The sequence below is a fragment of the Methanoregula sp. genome, from assembly GCF_049690535.1.
Classification (GTDB): Archaea; Halobacteriota; Methanomicrobia; order Methanomicrobiales; family Methanospirillaceae; genus Methanoregula.
Genome location: NZ_JBAVMX010000083.1, coordinates 31195 through 47442 on the forward strand (window position 1 = coordinate 31195; position 16248 = coordinate 47442).

The 16248-nt window shown below is 52.1% G+C and carries 13 protein-coding genes; 9 read left to right on the forward strand and 4 right to left on the reverse strand.

All coding sequences use genetic code 11. The features are described 5' to 3' along the window. Nucleotides 1–17 precede the first annotated feature (17 nt). On the forward strand, nucleotides 18–719 hold the full coding sequence (locus tag WCE46_RS06035; RefSeq protein ID WP_424732806.1) for a HisA/HisF-related TIM barrel protein: 702 nt from the start codon (nucleotides 18–20) through the stop codon (nucleotides 717–719). Further along, on the forward strand, nucleotides 704–1321 hold the full coding sequence (gene tmk, locus WCE46_RS06040; protein WP_422189691.1) for a dTMP kinase: 618 nt from the start codon (nucleotides 704–706) through the stop codon (nucleotides 1319–1321). Before WCE46_RS06035 ends, tmk begins: the two co-directional genes overlap by 16 nt. Before the next feature lie 149 nt (nucleotides 1322–1470). On the opposite strand, the gene WCE46_RS06045 is transcribed toward tmk, so the two are convergent. Together WCE46_RS06045 and WCE46_RS06050 are read right to left on the reverse strand one after the other, a co-directional pair. Continuing rightward, on the reverse strand, nucleotides 1471–2073 hold the full coding sequence (locus WCE46_RS06045) for a TetR/AcrR family transcriptional regulator (protein ID WP_422189669.1): 603 nt from the start codon (nucleotides 2071–2073) through the stop codon (nucleotides 1471–1473). Between the two features lie 211 nt (nucleotides 2074–2284). Next, entirely contained in the window at nucleotides 2285–2887 is a 603-nt protein-coding gene (locus WCE46_RS06050; protein WP_422189671.1) for a TetR/AcrR family transcriptional regulator, read from the reverse strand. Nucleotides 2888–3153: 266 nt separating this feature from the next. Between WCE46_RS06050 and WCE46_RS06055 the strand changes: the two genes are divergently transcribed. The 6 genes from WCE46_RS06055 to WCE46_RS06080 all read left to right on the forward strand — a co-directional run bounded on the left by WCE46_RS06055 (nucleotide 3154) and on the right by WCE46_RS06080 (nucleotide 10741). Beyond that, on the forward strand, nucleotides 3154–4431 hold the full coding sequence (locus tag WCE46_RS06055) for a COG1361 S-layer family protein (RefSeq protein ID WP_422189673.1): 1278 nt from the start codon (nucleotides 3154–3156) through the stop codon (nucleotides 4429–4431). Nucleotides 4432–4480: 49 nt separating this feature from the next. Further along, on the forward strand, nucleotides 4481–6802 hold the full coding sequence (locus WCE46_RS06060; protein WP_422189675.1) for an efflux RND transporter permease subunit: 2322 nt from the start codon (nucleotides 4481–4483) through the stop codon (nucleotides 6800–6802). A gap of 33 nt (nucleotides 6803–6835) precedes the next feature. Next, nucleotides 6836–8143: a COG1361 S-layer family protein gene (locus WCE46_RS06065; RefSeq protein ID WP_424732807.1), complete on the forward strand. Its 1308-nt coding sequence runs from the start codon at nucleotides 6836–6838 to the stop codon at nucleotides 8141–8143. After that, a complete protein-coding gene (locus tag WCE46_RS06070) occupies nucleotides 8140–9489 on the forward strand; it encodes a COG1361 S-layer family protein (protein WP_422189679.1) in 1350 nt (449 codons plus the stop codon). Before WCE46_RS06065 ends, WCE46_RS06070 begins: the two co-directional genes overlap by 4 nt. A 10-nt stretch (nucleotides 9490–9499) precedes the next feature. Beyond that, nucleotides 9500–9850, forward strand: a complete 351-nt coding sequence (locus WCE46_RS06075) for a response regulator (RefSeq protein ID WP_422189681.1) — start codon at nucleotides 9500–9502, stop codon at nucleotides 9848–9850. Nucleotides 9851–10078: 228 nt separating this feature from the next. Then, on the forward strand, nucleotides 10079–10741 hold the full coding sequence (locus tag WCE46_RS06080; RefSeq protein WP_422189683.1) for a TMEM175 family protein: 663 nt from the start codon (nucleotides 10079–10081) through the stop codon (nucleotides 10739–10741). 1069 nt (nucleotides 10742–11810) lie between these two features. On the opposite strand, the gene WCE46_RS06085 is transcribed toward WCE46_RS06080, so the two are convergent. Next, nucleotides 11811–14402 carry a valine--tRNA ligase gene (locus WCE46_RS06085; RefSeq protein WP_424732808.1) on the reverse strand — a complete coding sequence of 864 codons (2592 nt, stop codon included), beginning with the start codon at nucleotides 14400–14402 and terminating at the stop codon, nucleotides 11811–11813. Nucleotides 14403–14534: 132 nt separating this feature from the next. Here WCE46_RS06085 and WCE46_RS06090 point away from each other — a divergent pair, with 132 nt between their 5' ends. Next, a complete protein-coding gene (locus WCE46_RS06090; protein WP_424732809.1) occupies nucleotides 14535–15752 on the forward strand; it encodes a TIGR00297 family protein in 1218 nt (405 codons plus the stop codon). A gap of 230 nt (nucleotides 15753–15982) precedes the next feature. Here the strand turns inward: WCE46_RS06090 and WCE46_RS06095 are convergent. Further along, nucleotides 15983–16248, reverse strand: a 266-nt coding sequence (locus WCE46_RS06095; protein WP_424732810.1) for a hypothetical protein, incomplete at its 5' end; no start/stop codon positions are given.

Consider the following 16248-nt stretch of genomic DNA (forward strand, 5'->3'; position numbering starts at 1 on the left):
GATCTTTTGTACTAATAGTGGTTGCGTTACCGATGGAACTGGTGCTTGCAATGGATTTGCGGCGCAATATGGTCGTGCACGGAAAATCCGGGCTGCGGGCGACCTACAAGCCGCTTGACTGGGGACTTTCTCCGACGGCAGAACCGGTCGGTTTTGTAAAAGCGATCGCGCCAAAATACATCTACATCGCAGATCTCGACCGGATCGAAGGTACCGGTTCCCATGATGCGATGGTCAGGTCATGTGCCGGGTTCGTGGAGTGCTGCTATGTCGACCGGGGAACACGGTCGCCCAGCGATTACCTGTCAGGGCCGCACATAAAAAATATTGTCGGCACCGAAACCGGGGGAGCCGATCTCTCGCGGTACCAGGGAGGCTACCTGAGCGTGGATGTAAAAGACGGGAAGGTGATCCCCTCAGGTGATTCACCGGTGGCTGTACTCAGGGCTGCACGGAAATGGAATTTTGAAGGGTGCATTATCCTCAACCTCGGGTTTGTCGGGACAGAGAACGGACTCGGGTCTGGCTCCGGGACGCTCGAAACATGGAGATCTGCCTATGACTGCCGGTTGTTCTACGGCGGCGGTGTCGCATCCGTTGCGGATCTCGAAACGATAAAAGATGCCGGCTTTGACGGTGCTATCATCGCGACAGCCCTCCACAAGGGCGCGGTGCCGGCCGAATGGATACGGAGGGGATGCTGTTGCTCGTCACCATAGAGGGCATCGATGGCACCGGCAAGAGCACGCTTCTTTTGGCGCTCAAAGAGCGGCTTTCTGATCTCGATGCCGTTTTCACCCGGGAACCCGGAGCAACATGGGTAGGAGAGTCAGTCAGGCGGGCGATTGCCGAGCAGATCGATCCCATTACCGAGGCCACGCTCTTTGTCGCTGATCACGCTGCCCACCTCGCAACGGTGGTGCGCCCGGCGCTTGCGGAGGGAAAGCTGGTGATCTCCGACCGGTACTCGGACAGCCGGTTTGCCTACCAGTCAGTCACGCTGGCCGGTGTGATCCCCAACCCCGAAGGCTGGCTGCGGGCGATGCACAACGGATGGTCAATCGTCCCGGACAAGACGATCCTCCTTGTGATCCCGGTCGATGACGCGCTCGCACGCCTCGCCACAAAGAGCGGCCGCGAGCATTTCGAGCGGCGCGAGATTCTTGAAAAAGTCCAGAACAGGTACCTGGAATTTGCCCGGGCTGAACCGAACCGGTTTGTGATTGTCGATGCATTAAAAGAAAAAGATGAGATCGCCGGGTTTGTTGCCGATGCGATCCGGCAGATCGTGACAAACGGGCAGAAACACACGAAGAAATAGTCGGGGAACAAGATTCACCCGTCTTTTCAAATGGTGCTGTTGCGTCTGCGGTTGATATGTAAATTAATTCGAGGTGAAAAAATCACTACCAACCGCAGATGCAACAGCACCGATGATGGTATTCTATCGACATGTGCTCTAAAACATTATTATACGCATTCCGATGGATGAGATACAATTAGTTGAACCGAATTTTCCCACATTTGCCGAACCCTGTCCACATCCCATCCCTTAAAACTCGCTAAAACCTTGATACCGATTGCAAACGCTATAATTGCCGCCACAATTTCATCCGGATCGCCTTTATTGGTAATTCTTCCCTGGTCCTGCATATGGGAAATCTGCTCCACAATGATATCTGATCCTTGAGTGATATCCGAAATCATTTCACGCAAGAGTGGATCACTAGAAATATTCAACTTCGTTATCTGGGCAAAAAGGCTCGCATACTTGATTTGGCCGGTGAAAAGCACAGTTCCCAACCGCTCCAGCATCACCGGCATGTCCGGATCATCGGCGAATGCATCTCCGACGTCCGATTGAAACCGTGAGAAGATCTCGACGACCAGTTCCCGGATCAACGCATCCCGGTTTTCAAAGTATGCATAGAGTGCGCTCTTCGTAACGCCAACCCTCTGGGAGATCTCTTCGAGGGTGACCGTTTCTATGCCTTTGGTTTCGCCCACCATCAAGGCTGCTGTGAGGATCTTCCGTTTCGCGTCCCCCCGGTATTCAGTATTAATTCGCGGCATAAATATGAGTTATCTGTCCTGTAAATATATCCTCTTTGTGTTCTTTTACATAAACACATAGACTATTAAATCAAAATAAGTTTAATAAAGTTAAAAAATGGTTCTGTTGCGTCTGAGGTGGATATGCAAATTCATCCGAAGTGAAAAATCCGCTATCAACCTCAGACGCAACAGCACCCTATATTCTTCCTATGCCAAGTTAAAAGAACCATTATTTGCCATCCGATGGATAAGATACTATAAGTTGAGCCGAATTTTCCCAGATTTGCTGAACTCTGTTCGAATCCCATCCCCTAAAATTCGACAAAACCTTGAGACCCGTTGCAAGCGCCGTAATTGCCGTCACAATTTCATCCGGATCGCCTTTATTGATGATTCTTCCCTGGTCCTGCATATGGGAAATCTGCTTTTCGAGGATCATTGAACGTTGAGAGATATCCAATAGCATATCCCGTAATATCGGATCATTGGAAATGTCTAACTTCGTTATCTGGGCAAACAGGCTTGCATACTTGATTTGGCCGGAAAAAAGCAGTTTTCCCAACCGCTCCAGCATCGTCTGAATATCCGGATCATCGGCAAGTGCATCCTTAACCTTCGACTGATATCGGGAAAAAACCTCAATGACCAGTTCCCGCATCAACGCATCCCGGTTATCAAAGTATGCATAGAGCGCGCTCTTAGTAACTCCCACTCTCTGTGAGATCTCGTCAAGGGTGACCGTTTCCAGGCCTTTAATTTCACCCACCTTCAAGGCTGCTGTGAGGATCTTCCGTTTGGCATCCTCCCGGTATTCAGTATTAATTCTTGGCATAATTGCACGTTCTATCTATTTTGTAAGTATATCTTCTTTGTGTTCTTTTATATAAACATAAAATCTATTAACTGAACGTAAGTTTAATAAAGTTAAAAATTGTATTTTATTTGCGAACAATGAATTTCGTTGTTCATGTGAATGAACCACGGGTGAGGAACACCATGAGTGACTTAATCGGAAAAGAAACGCGGAATACGATGCCTGGACCTATCAGGAATGGAAAATCTGTCCGGGCAAGAAGCACAAAAAGAGGATACCTATATGTGTGCCTTGCTGCAATGGCGGTAATTCTCCTCGCCGTCGCCCCGGTATCAGCGGGGACCAAGATCATGGCCGGGAGCCCCCAGTTGGATGCGCACATCGCCAGCACGAACGAGTTTTCACCTGGCGACGATGTGAACCTCCAAATCGTTATTGAGAACACCGGGCTCAATCAGTTCACGATGGTCGAGTCAGGGATTATCAGTCCGAGCGATCTCTCGAACACGGCAAAACAGCTGACAGCAACCCTGGATGCAGGAAATGCTCCTCTCGTTGTCAAAGCCGATTCCCAAGATGTAGGAGAGATCCCGGCAAGTTCTAGTGCCACTGCCAATTTCCACATTACGGTCAACAAGTATGCGGCTGCAGGAACCTACCAGATTCCGCTTATATTGAATTATACCTACCTGTACCAGTCCACCCAGGAAGGCACACAGGTTCTGAACTACCTGTACAAGAATATCAACGAGACTCATTACATCCCGATAACAATCAAGCCTGAGGTAGAGATTGCGATTCCCGATGTGGAGGCCAAGAACCTGAATGCCGGGATCGAGGGATATGTTTTCTTAACGGTCAAGAATGTCGGGTCTGACGATGGCCGAAATGCTGTCATCCGGATCCAGCAGAACGGCCAGAGCCTGGTTACCCCCACCGATGGCAGTTTCTATGTTGGCGATTTCCCGGTTGGGGCGGTGGCCAACTGCACCTTCCGCGCACAAGTGGCCAGAGACGCCCAGCAGAAGTCCTATCCGCTCGACGTGCTGGTCTATTATGAGAATTACGAAGGAGACTACGTGGATTCCCCTGTGGAGACTATCGGCGTGCCTGTCGGAGAAAAGGTCGATTTCAGTGTCACCCCGGTCGCGGCAAACGTTACTCCAGGCGATAACGCCGTCATCACATTCCAGTTCCAGAATACCGGCGGCACGACAGCCTATAAAGCCGAGGCACGGATTAGCGCTGTCCAACCCTTCACAAGCAATGACGACACGGCGTTCTTGGGGACGATGGCTCCTGGCGATATCCGGACGGCATCGTTCGATGTGTCGGTAGACTCTTCGGCAACATCTAAAGAGTACGGTCTGGACTCCGAGGTGATCTACCGCGATGCCCTGGATAACCAGATCACTTCCGACCCCCTCAAGGCCAATGTTGAGGTCGTCCCGGCCAAATCTGTCGTGACCCTGGTTGGACTCCCCGGACTTGCTGCCATAATTCTCGTAGTTCTCGCTATTGCAGGCTACGTTGTCTACGTAAAGCGGTTCAAACCCCGGTGACACTTCGAGGATTTCTTGAGATAATAATCCCTGAGGAGAGTAAAACACCATGATTGACCAGATCTTCAGTTCAATCGCACAGTTCGTCAACCGCCATCCAAAAGTGGTGATGTGCATTATTGCAGCAATCGTAGTTGTTGCCATTTTTGGCACGACAATGATCACCATGGATACCGGCGATTTTACCTATATTGATCAGCATTCACCGGAAGGTTCCATCGATTACCAATATTCCCAGACACTGAATACGGATTCCATTGTCCTGATCGTCGACACCAGTGATCCACTGAACCCGAGCGTGCTTAAGTATATCGACAGGCTCGAGGGTGACATCCGTCAACAGCAGTACATATCCGGCACAGAGAGCGTTGTTGATGTCTTAAAAAGCGAGAACAACGGTGTCCTTCCCCAGACAAAAGGAGAGATCGATGCACTGGTAAACGAGATGCCGCCTGCAGTCCAGGCCACCGCGATACCGTCCAATGTCCTGACTTTAGTGCAGATAAATCTCGATAACGGCTTATCGACTGCTTCAGAAATCAAGGCTCTGGACACGGTGAACCTGGCTGTTGCCCAGTCCAACCCTCCGGCCGGTGTAACTGTTGAGATGTCCGGTACTCCCGCATTCAGGCAGCAGATGCAAAACGAGATGAGTACTAATACCGGCATGCTGATTGGCGGAGCCCTAATCCTGATGGTTATCATCATGGGCCTGCTGTTCTCGTATGTCAGCCACCGGTTTCTGCCGGTCCTGTTTGTGGGCCTTGGCCTTACGACCGCTATGGGCCTGATGGGGTTGGCCGGGATCCCGCTGACCCTGGCAGTGATGGGTGCGTTTCCGGTCATGATCGGCCTTGGGATCGATTACGCGATCCAGTTTCATTCCCGGCTTGACGAAGAGGCCCGCAAAGGGTCGCTTGACGATGCCGTGTTTACGACCATCACAAAGACCGGGCCGGCCGTTATGTATGCCATGCTCGCCACGTCCCTTGGCTTTGCGGCGATGTTTGTCTCAACTATCCCAATGGTCCGATCCTTCGGCCTGGTGGCCATGATCGGGATCATGAGCTGCTATTGCATCTCACTTGTGGGGATACCCGCCCTCGCTCATCTCATTAACTACAAGCCTAAACCGCTTGCACCTCAGGTCTGCTACGCAGTCGGTTCGGATGCATGCAACTCACTCCCGACGCAAAAGAAAAAGAAACCCAGGTCTTATGCCCAGTTTCTCACTGATGCTTCAGTAAAAATCGCCAAAAACCCGGTCCCAATTCTCCTGATTGTAGCGCTCATTGCCGTAATCGGATACCAGATAGACCCGCTTATTCCTATCGAGGCTAATGAGAACAATTTTGTCCCTCCCCAAATGCCAGCCAAGATCCAGATTGATAAAGTGACGAGGGTCCTTGGGGGGCTGACTACTGCTGACATCTACGTCCAAGGTGCGAGAGTTACCGATCTCGATACGATACAATGGATCGAAAAATATCAGGATTACGAACTTGCTCATCATGCAGATCTCAAATCGGCAACAAGCATTGTCACGTATATTCTGGCCTACAATGGCGGCGTGATGCCCCAGACCCAGAGCCAGGTGGATGCAGCGCTTGACAGAATGCCTGAAGGTATCAAAGACCAGTACATAAGCGGCTCAATGAGAGGCGTTATACACTTTGGCATGGCCGACCTCCAGATGCCCCAGCAAGAGGATCTTAAAAAGCAGATGGTCAGCGATATCGCATTCCTCCAGCCGCCGCCGGGTATTTCGGTTAATCCAGCGGGAGAATTCGATATATTTACTTCACTCGTTGCCGGGCTGGACGCGTCCAAGGATGAGATGACCTACCTCGGGTTTGGCCTGATATTCGTCTTCCTCATCGTTGTGTACCGGCATATCCACGCGATCTCGCCGCTCATTCCCATCATTCTTGTCGTTGGCTGGAACTCGGTGGTAATGTACGTGCTGGGGATTGCCTACACCCCGATGACTGCAACGCTCGGCTCCATGACCATAGGGGTTGCTGCTGAATACACGATCCTTGTGATGGAGCGTTACTCAGAGGAGGAGGAAAAACTCCACGACCATATCGCGGCTATCAAGGAAAGCGTGAGCAAGATCGGGTCTGCTATCACTGTCTCCGGTCTCGCCACCTTCTTTGGATTCTCCGCCCTCTGCCTCTCCACGTTCCCCATCATCAGTAACTTCGGTATCAGTACCCTTATCGCCATCGGGTTCTCCCTCTTTGGCGCCATCTTCATTATGCCCGCCGTGCTCTCGCTCATGGGCCAGTTCACAGAATGGTTGGAGAAGAGAAAGGTTCGTCCGAATATGGATACCGAGGGATCTCAAAACGCATTGACTCCAGACTAAACCCCAGAAAACAGATTACAGAAGGTACATTCCATGAAATCCTACACCACAATTGCCCTCCTGGTCCTCGCAGCGGTATTCTGCACCATGCCAGTACTTGGAGCGGAAAAATACCAGGGGGGCTCCCCGCAGATATCGGCGTATATCGCCGGGACAAACGAGTTCTCCCCGGGACAGGATGCGACGATCACGGTCGTTATCCGGAACAGCGGTACGAACGAGGTGATGTTTATTGACCAGGGAACTCTGCCGCAGGCCGACCTGCCCACTACCGCGAAACTGGTCACTGTCGCGCTTACGTCGGACGGAGCTCCCATCAATATCACGACGGATGCACAGGACCTGGGCGATCTCACAAGCTCCGGGATAACAAGCGCGAGTTTCTCGGCCAAGATAACCTCTGACGCGACGCTCGGCCAGTATACACTTCCCCTGGTTGTTCAGTATACCTACCTCTCCAACAGCCTCGCGAATCAGCCGACCAGCGACCAGGTCCAGGCTGTATACTCTCCCGTGAACCTGACAATCCCGCTCACCGTCATGATCCAACCGGTCGCCCAGACCGATGTGATTTCGGCTGAAGCATCCGGCCTTGCTGTCGGGACGGAAGGCTACATCAATCTGACTATCAAGAATGTCGGATACGATGACGGCACCCAGGCTTCCGTCAAAATTCTTCAGCACGGCAATAGCGCCATTATCCCGACCGATGACAGCATCTATATCGGGGATTTCCCCCGGGGTGGTGTTGTTTCCTGCCTGTATAAGGTATCCGTGTCCAGTGCTGCGCATCAGCAGACCTACCCGATCGACGTTGAAGTGACCTACACGAACTCGGAGGGTAATACGGCAACTTCGGTAATCGATACGGTCGGTGTGCCGGTGGCTGCAAAGATCTCCTTTACCGTTGTCTCGCCCCCGGCGGTGATCACGCAGGGATCTGACAGCGTGATTGACGTGGTATACCAGAATACGGGCTCGATTACCGCAAACCATGCTGAAGCCCGGCTTTCAACCTACGATCCGCTCTCAAGTTCAGATACACTTGCATATCTCGGGGATATTCCCCCCGGCGGAAAGGTGACTGCCCATTATGCTATCTCCGCTGCCAGCGGGGCGGCTCCAGGAACCTATCCCCTTAATACCGAAGTCAGGTATCGCGATGAACTCGACAACAGCCAGATCTCTGATACCTTCACGGCACAAGTCACGATCGCTGGACCATCGGCAACCGGCGGACTCGGGCAGATCCCCGAAGTCCTTACCCTTCTTGTTCTCATTGCAATCGGTGCAGGGTACTACGTGCTTGTAATGAGAAAGAAAAAAGGAGGTGACGAATGATGACACCTATATTTTCCAGAGTAAAACACTGCAGGATTGCCATAATCTTCCTTGTTTTTGTCGTATGCCTCGTGGCTCCAGCTATGGCAGGGACAAAATACCTGGAAGGCAGCCCAAACCTGACGGCGTATATCGCTGGTACAGACCAGTATACGGCCGGAAGCGACATCAAGATCCCGGTCGTGATCCAGAACACCGGCATCAACACGAACTATGAGGTAGCGTCCGATATTGTGGACCGAGCCGATGTCCCCACGACTGCGAAGTTTGTCACGGTGGCGATGGAGGCTGGAGATGCCCCCATCGTGATAAAAAGCGATCCCCAGATGATTGGCGATCTCGCAAGCGAAGCGCAGGAGACGGTAACATTCTCTGCGAAGGTCAACGCGGATGCTCAGGGGGGTACCTACCAGATCCCGCTCAACATCAGTTACACCCAGTATTCGCACGTCGCCCAGTACGGTATGGACACGTTCCGGTATTATTATGAACCGTACAACGTCACGGTCACGGTCCCATTGTCGATCAAGTCCGAGGTGATCCCCCAAGTTGTCTCGGTAACCTCAGACTCGCTGGTTGCCGGTGCCCAGGGTTACGTGAACCTGAGCATCAGGAATATCGGGTCGCTGGACGGGTCCAAAGCGACCGTCCAGATTGCAGAAGACGACGCAAGCCCGGTCAACCCTGTGGACACCAGCATCTATATCGGCGACTTTCCGCCAGGCAGTACCGTCGCCTGTCAGTACAAGGTTGCCGTGGCATCAGATGCAATCAACAAAACCTATCCATTAGATGTTGTGGTGATCTATCAGAACGATGAAGGCGATTTTGTCAGTTCACAAACCCATACGGTCGGTGTTGAAGTCGGCAGCAAGGTGGATTTCGCGGTTCTTTCTTCCCTGATCGAGATGAGCCCGGGCAGTAAACGGACGATCCGGGTGGAATACCAGAATACCGGCGATTCTACGGTGAAAAACGCTGAGGCACGCCTTAGTGTGGTTGCTCCGTTCACAAGTTCTTCAAATATCGCCTATCTTGGCGATCTCGCCGCCGGCCAGACCGCAGTGGCTACCTACCAGATCAGTGTCGCCAGCGACGCGACGATTAAGGAGTATGGGCTTGATTCGGAAATCCGATACAATGACGCTATCGATGATACGTATATCTCAGACCCCATGAAAGTCGCTATTGACGTGAAAAACCCGACAGGCATCCAGGGAATCGTGTCTAATCCGGTCTATATCGCCGTGCTGACCATGGTGATTATCGGCATTATCTACGCTGTAATACATATGAGAAGAAAAAATGAGAAAAAGCACGATAATACACCTCCTGTTCGTCGATGACAATCCGGACATGTGCACAATCGTTGCAGATTTCTGCGAAAGGATAGGATCGTTTACGGTAAATATCCTTAATTCCGGAGAATCTGCACTTGAATGGCTGTCAACGTCATCGGTAGATGTGATTGTATCTGACTACGATATGCCAGGAGGCATGAATGGGATTATGTTACTCCGGGAATTGCACTCCCGCGGCAACACAACCCCATTTATTCTCTTCACTGCAAACGATACCTGCAACATGAGAGAAGAGGCATACCGGAACGGTGCATTCAGCGTCATCAACAAAACCTCTTCAGGAAAAAACCCGATCCACTGCCTTGTCAGAACAATATACTGGGCTGAACTGTATACAGGGAATTAAAGAGAGATACCGTTCTTAAAAATGAAGAGACGTCTGAAATGCAGAAAATCAGATCCATGAAACGCCAGACCCGTGATACGTTCGGATGGGCGAATGACGATGATGGGTTCCTCACCCTCTCTCCTCATCATCTATCACGGATTGCGGGGACGAATTTTCATGGTGTCTGATATATCATAATTCTGGTCTTTGGAAAATTTAATGAGGAAAAGAACGATCATGTACGGTATGTCCCCTAAAGAACCACATCCGCACCATCGGTTTTTTAAGAACTTTGAACGTGTGCTCAATTTTACGGATTGCGTATTCTCATTTTGCATCACACTGATGGTCCTTTCGCTCACCGTTCCGGTTATTGCGAAAAGCAATGTTACCACAGAACTCACGATTAGTCTCATCAATGAATGGCCGACGTTCTTAATCTATACCATCAGTTTCATTATCATCGGCACCTGGTGGATGAACCATCACCAGATTTTCCAGCATATATACAAGGCAGATCGAATCCTTCTCTGTTTGAACCTCCTGTTTCTCTTTTGTATTACGTTGATCCCGTTCCAGACTTCCCTGATCATCCAGTACCCCGAAAGCCCGGTTGCAGTTATATTTTATGCCCTGACCCAGGCGTTTGCAGGTGTTATTTTCAGTGCGCTCTGGTATTACGCGACAAAAGATCGCAGGTTCTCTGATCCAGACCTTTCCCAGGCAACTGTACATTATTTTATCATGCGCGAGCTTCTTATCTCCCTGGTGTTTTTAATCTCAATTGGAATTGCACTCTATAACACCCATATTGCCGAGTTATCATGGATCTTTATTGGGATTCTCATATGGTGGGTGGGGAAACATTTCTACAAAGAAATGCTGCCAATTGAGGATCAGACCGATTAAATACCGAACTGAGTGGGGTTCTGTCAAGTCTTCGGGGGGTTGCATTAAGCCTTCATCGAGGAAAATATGTCGCCCCCCGCAGACTTTACAGAATCTTCGTCATAGTATAAAAAGTAATTCACTATATTTAGTGTAATTTTTTTAAAAAGATTACATTGCGAGATTTTGAATTCCGGAAAATGAAAGACTCAGCAGTTGAAGATTTCAAAATCCCCGGCTGCCGGATCGATATTTTTAAAAAAATCCTCAGCTCGTGGGCCGGACTTTTCCGGAAATCTATGAATCGGGCCGAACGATTTGGAATCGGTGGGAAAGACGAAAAATGGGGGCAGCCGCCCCAAAAAATACGCCCGTAAAACCGTCCGTTTCGGTTCGCGTGGAAATGGAGCCAATAAATCGGATTATTTGGAAAAATACGCCCAAATTGCGGCCCATATAATGCTCATAATCGGGCTATAGCGGCTTTCCAGCGGCCTCTTTTTCCGGGATCCATCAAATGCCTATTTAGCATGAGATCGGCCCGTAAAACGCGTCTATGCGAACTTTTTAATTCGTCCGATTGCCAAAATACGGCTGATTTGGGCTTGTTTTAAAACGAAGCCCGTAATGGGCTCCGATTGGATCCCGGTAAGGCCAATCAGGGCTTAATCTGGGCCCGGATGAGCGTAGGTCAGATCAGGGGGTTTGGGGCGGTCGCTCCCTACGGAAGAGGGCAGTCGCCACACCTGACAGGGCACCCCACGGTGGGCGAAGAAAAATGATCTGACGCATGCGACCGGAGAAAGAAACAAACAAAACAATTTCGAAATGAGAGAAATTGCCTCACAAAAAATTTTTCCAAGCCGCTGAAACGGTGCGATGCCAGACGCGAGAAAAAGCCTCGTCGGGTTTTGCGCTACGCACTTACCGGGATCCCAACGCGTGATCGGATTTGGTTGATGGAATCGTGAAGCGATGGGAGTAGGCGCACGGACATTCACTTGCCCCGCCGTGCCCCGCGAGGGGCCCTGAGGCGGGGAGCCATCGCTTTTCACCATATTTTTTATTAAACAAAGATGAAAAAAGATTTTTACTTCGTCGCAATCGTCACAATCACATCACCGACCGTGATCACGTCGACTTTCGCGCCCTCTTCCACGTAGGAATATTTCGGCGCAAACGCATTCTCCGGGATGGCGAGATCCTTGCCGTTCACCGTAATCGTTTTTGGCGGGTGAGCGAGTTCTTCGGGCGAAAGAGCCTTGACCGCGTCCATAAACGCGCCCGCATCTTTCCTGAACATCGGGCCGACCACGGAGCGGTTGAAATCGATGCCCGAAACCACCTTGTCGAGATGGGCCTTGTCGGTCCTCCAGTGGACGTCTGCGTTCAAGGTCCGGGCCGTGTCCCCTTCGTCGTTTGCGGTATGCGGGGCGTAGACCGTGACCTTCCCGAGCGGGGCATTTAAGGCAAGGCCGTTGTCGTGCTTGTACTTGCGCACTTCGGCGACGACCTTGACGAGCAGGTCTCCTTCGGCACGGGCCGCGGGATCGTCGAAGGTAAACGAGACCCAGGGCTGTTTGTGCACGCTCCCCTTGTTGAGATACGAGTAGCACTCCTCGGCAAAGTACGGGACAAATGGCGCAAGCATCCGGCAGAGTGCATCGTATGCAGCATACAGGACGCGGCAGGCGCTCTTTCTCGACACGCCTTCGGAATACAGCCGGCCCTTTGCAAGCTCGATGTAGTTGTCGGCGAGCACGTCCCAGGCAAATTCCCGGATCGCTTTCAAGGCCTCATCGAACTCGTAGTTCTCCATCCTCGCGCTGACCGTTTCCACCGTGTCAGAGAGCCGGGCGAGCAGCCACCGGTCGGCAAGCGCGGTGACCGGCGCGTTCTCATCGATGCCCTCCTTCTCGAGCTGGATGAGCGCGAACTTGGCGATGTTCCACATCTTGGTCTGGAACCGGGACGCGGCGATCACATCGTTCCAGGAGAACATGATATCGGAACCAAGAGCAGCGCCGGTGGCCGCCCACTGGCGGAGCGCATCCGCACCGTACCGTCCCACCAGTTCTTCAGGGACGATCACATTGCCCCGGCTCTTGCTCATCTTGAAACCGTCCTCACCGAGCACCATGCCGTTTACCAGGATCTGGTCCCAAGGTTTGCTTCCCGTCAGCGCGACCGAACGCAGGATCGAGTAGAACGCCCAGGTACGGATGATATCATGGCCCTGCGGCCGGATCTGCGCCGGGAAGATCTTCGGCTTGCCGGTCCCGTCCCAGCCGGTCACGTTTAAGACCGAGATGGACGAGTCCATCCACGTATCGAGCACATCCTCCTCTCCGGTAAACTCGTGCCCCCCGCATTTGGGGCAGGGATACTTCGGCTGCGTGAGGGTCGGGTCGCAGGGGAGATCTTTCTCATCCGGCACAACTATTTCGCCGCACTTATTACAGGACCAGACCGGGATCGGGGTCGCAAAGATCCGCTGCCGGGAGATGCACCAGTCCCATTCCATCTGGTCGATCCAGTTCTCCATCCGGAGCAGCATGTGCTCGGGGTACCACTTGATCTGGTGGGCGGCGTCCCGGATCTCCTGCTGTTTGATCCGGATGAACCACTGCCGGCCCGAGAGGATCTCGATCGGCGTCTTGCAGCGCCAGCAGGTCCCGACACGCTGCTCCAGTTTCTCCTGCTTTTTGAGAATACCAGCCGCCTTCATGTCCGCGAGGATCGCTTTCCTGCAATCGGTCGTGGAAAGACCGGTGTATTTCCCGGAAATCGCGGTCATCAGTCCCTTGCGGTCGATGGCCTTCCTGAGCGGGAGGTTGTGCTGTTTCCACCAGTGGACATCCTGCTTGTCGCCGAATGTACAGATCATGACCGCGCCGGATCCGAACTTCGGATCGACTGCCTCGTCCTGCACGACCGGGACAGCATGGCCAAAGAGCGGCACATTGAGGGATTTTCCCTTCAGGGCATGGTACCGGTCATCTGCCGGGTGCACCGCGACTGCGACGCAGGCGGCAAGGAGCTCGGGCCGGGTGGTCGCGATCTCCACGCCATCGAAATCGAAAAAGTTGAGCTGCGTCTCACGGTCTTCGTAAGAAACCTCCGCAAACGCGATCGCCGTCTCGCACCGGGTACAGTAGTTGACCGGGTGCTCGTCCTGGTAGATATAGCCGGACTTTAACATCCTCAAAAACGAGAGCTGGGTCTTTGAGTAGTACTTCGGCGTCATCGTGATGTACTCATTAGACCAGTCCGTGGAGAACGCCATGCGCCGGAGCGTGAGCCGCATCTGCTCGATGTTCTTCTGCGTAAGCTCGCGGCACATCCGCCTGAACTCTTCGCGGGAGACATCATTTTTCGTGATGTGGTTGAGTTCCTCGACCTTTACCTCGGTCGGAAGGCCGTGGCAGTCCCACCCCTGCGGGAACATCACGTTGTAGCCTTTCATCCGCTTGTACCGGGCGAAGAAATCGATGTAACACCAGTTCAGTGCATTGCCGATATGGAAATTGCCCGTAGGATAGGGCGGGGGCGTATCGATCACAAACTGCGGCTTTTTCGAGTTGTAATCAAAATAGTGGTCCTCGTCGCGCCAGGTATTCCGCCAGCGCTCTTCCACCACGGCAAAATCATAATTTTTTGGCAGCTGATCAGACGAAACCATTCCGTACCGGATAGGTCGTTTTATAAAATATAGTGATCGCACCGGGCCCGAAGCCACCTAAAAGAAATACCGGGATTTTGCAAGGAAAAAAACGATAAGACTCTTGACATCTGAAAACAAATGTCTTAAACAATGGTAAAGCAGCGGGGACTGGGCTACGCAGCGGCACTCGCCGGTGGAGCGGTGCTTGCCGGCCCCTATGTGCAGCAGCCATGGCTGATGGCACTGGTCATCATCCTCTTTTCCCTTATTCTCTGGAAATTCTTTGGGACGAAATACCTGGCCTACGTATTCTGTATTCTTTCCGCACTCTACGCAGTCAATCTCCTCCCTTTCGTAGTCCTTGCAACAACGCTCGCGATGATGGCCCTTGGCGAACTGGTCTTCCAGTCCGGGGCTGACGATCTCAATACCTACTTTTATTATGTCATCTCCACGGCATGGGCCGGGGTGCTTGTCATGGTGTACCTCCATGAACAAGTAATCCTGATGGTCATCTTCGGGATCATCGCCGCAGTTCTCTTAAAAGTGATCCTCTTAAAATACGAGGACTCGCTTGTCCTCGAAGGGATCGGCATTGCGATGACGATGTACCTGATAAAGGAACTCAATTATACCGCAGATATTGAGATTGTCATCGTAGCTGTTATTATCGCCTTTGTCTTCGGGTACTTCGCGTACCGGTTCAGGACTGCCGACCTGTCAGGGCTCTTCTCGATAGCGCTTGTCGGAGTCATCCTTCTTGTCTTTGCCGATGCTACCTGGCTGCTGATTATGCTCACCTTTTTTATCCTTGGCTCGGCATGCACCCGATACAAGTTCGAATACAAAAAAAGGATCGGTGTCGAACAGGGCAAGAGCGGGGCGCGGGGATACAGGAATGTTTTTGCAAACGGAATTGTCGCGTGTGCAGCGGCGGTCTTGTACGGGGTATTTGTCCAGCCGATCTTTATCGTGATGTACGTCGGGTGCGTGGCGACGGCGGCAGCCGATACGATGGCAAGTGAGATAGGTGTGACCGGCGGGATTCCTTACATGATAACAACGCTGCGCAAAGTGCCGATCGGGACAAACGGGGGTATCTCGTTAAAAGGGGAACTGGTTTGCCTGATCGGGAGTTTTGCCGTATCCCTCGTGGCACTGGGCCTGCACGTCATTACCCCCTGGATGATGGTCATCTGCACCATAACGGGATTTATCGGTACCAATCTCGACAGTCTTGTCGGTGCGCTCCTGGAAAACAAGGGCTACCTGGGCAACGCGGGAACAAATTTCCTCGCGACACTGGGTGGCGGGATTTTTGCGGTCGCGCTGTACTGGGTATTTATGGTGCATGGTGTGGTGTTGTGAGGAGTAACCCGGGCACGATTGAAAAGATAAGAATGCATTTTTGAACCCGTGTACCCTACCCAGCCACCGTTAAAAAATTCCGGCCGGGGCAAATACATTTTTGTATCGACGCAAAGTCATTGATCCGCCGCGGAGGCGTCCCTTTTGGGTGCGGCGGCACTCATCTCTCATACAGGGGCATAAAAAATAATCTGAAACTGTTTTTAAAATCAAAAAAAAATGCTGGAGTATCAGTATTTGTACCAGCGGCCCTTGCTGTCGAATTCCCCGGTCATCTGCTGGACGGTTGCCACCGGGCTCCCGATCATGCTCCGGTAGAAGCATGCCTTGAACGCAAGCAGGAGCGGCACGAGGAACACGACGCCAATGAAGATGACGGCGGCAGTGATCCACATTCCATCCGGGCCGATCAGGGTTATCAGCTGCTGGGGAGTGAACATCGATGCGAACTGGGTCTCGTTGAAGGCGGAACTGTTGTAATAGTCCACAAGCGGCT

Coding starts and splice junctions, on each gene's coding strand:
- WCE46_RS06045 (WP_422189669.1), bottom strand. CDS start 2,073: ATGCCGCGAATTAATACTGAATACCGGGGGGACGCGAAACGGAAGATC.
- WCE46_RS06050 (WP_422189671.1), bottom strand. CDS start 2,887: ATGCCAAGAATTAATACTGAATACCGGGAGGATGCCAAACGGAAGATC.
- WCE46_RS06060 (WP_422189675.1), top strand. CDS start 4,481: ATGATTGACCAGATCTTCAGTTCAATCGCACAGTTCGTCAACCGCCAT.
- WCE46_RS06065 (WP_424732807.1), top strand. CDS start 6,836: ATGAAATCCTACACCACAATTGCCCTCCTGGTCCTCGCAGCGGTATTC.
- WCE46_RS06070 (WP_422189679.1), top strand. CDS start 8,140: ATGATGACACCTATATTTTCCAGAGTAAAACACTGCAGGATTGCCATA.
- WCE46_RS06075 (WP_422189681.1), top strand. CDS start 9,500: ATGTGCACAATCGTTGCAGATTTCTGCGAAAGGATAGGATCGTTTACG.
- WCE46_RS06080 (WP_422189683.1), top strand. CDS start 10,079: ATGTCCCCTAAAGAACCACATCCGCACCATCGGTTTTTTAAGAACTTT.
- WCE46_RS06085 (WP_424732808.1), bottom strand. CDS start 14,402: ATGGTTTCGTCTGATCAGCTGCCAAAAAATTATGATTTTGCCGTGGTG.
- WCE46_RS06090 (WP_424732809.1), top strand. CDS start 14,535: ATGGTAAAGCAGCGGGGACTGGGCTACGCAGCGGCACTCGCCGGTGGA.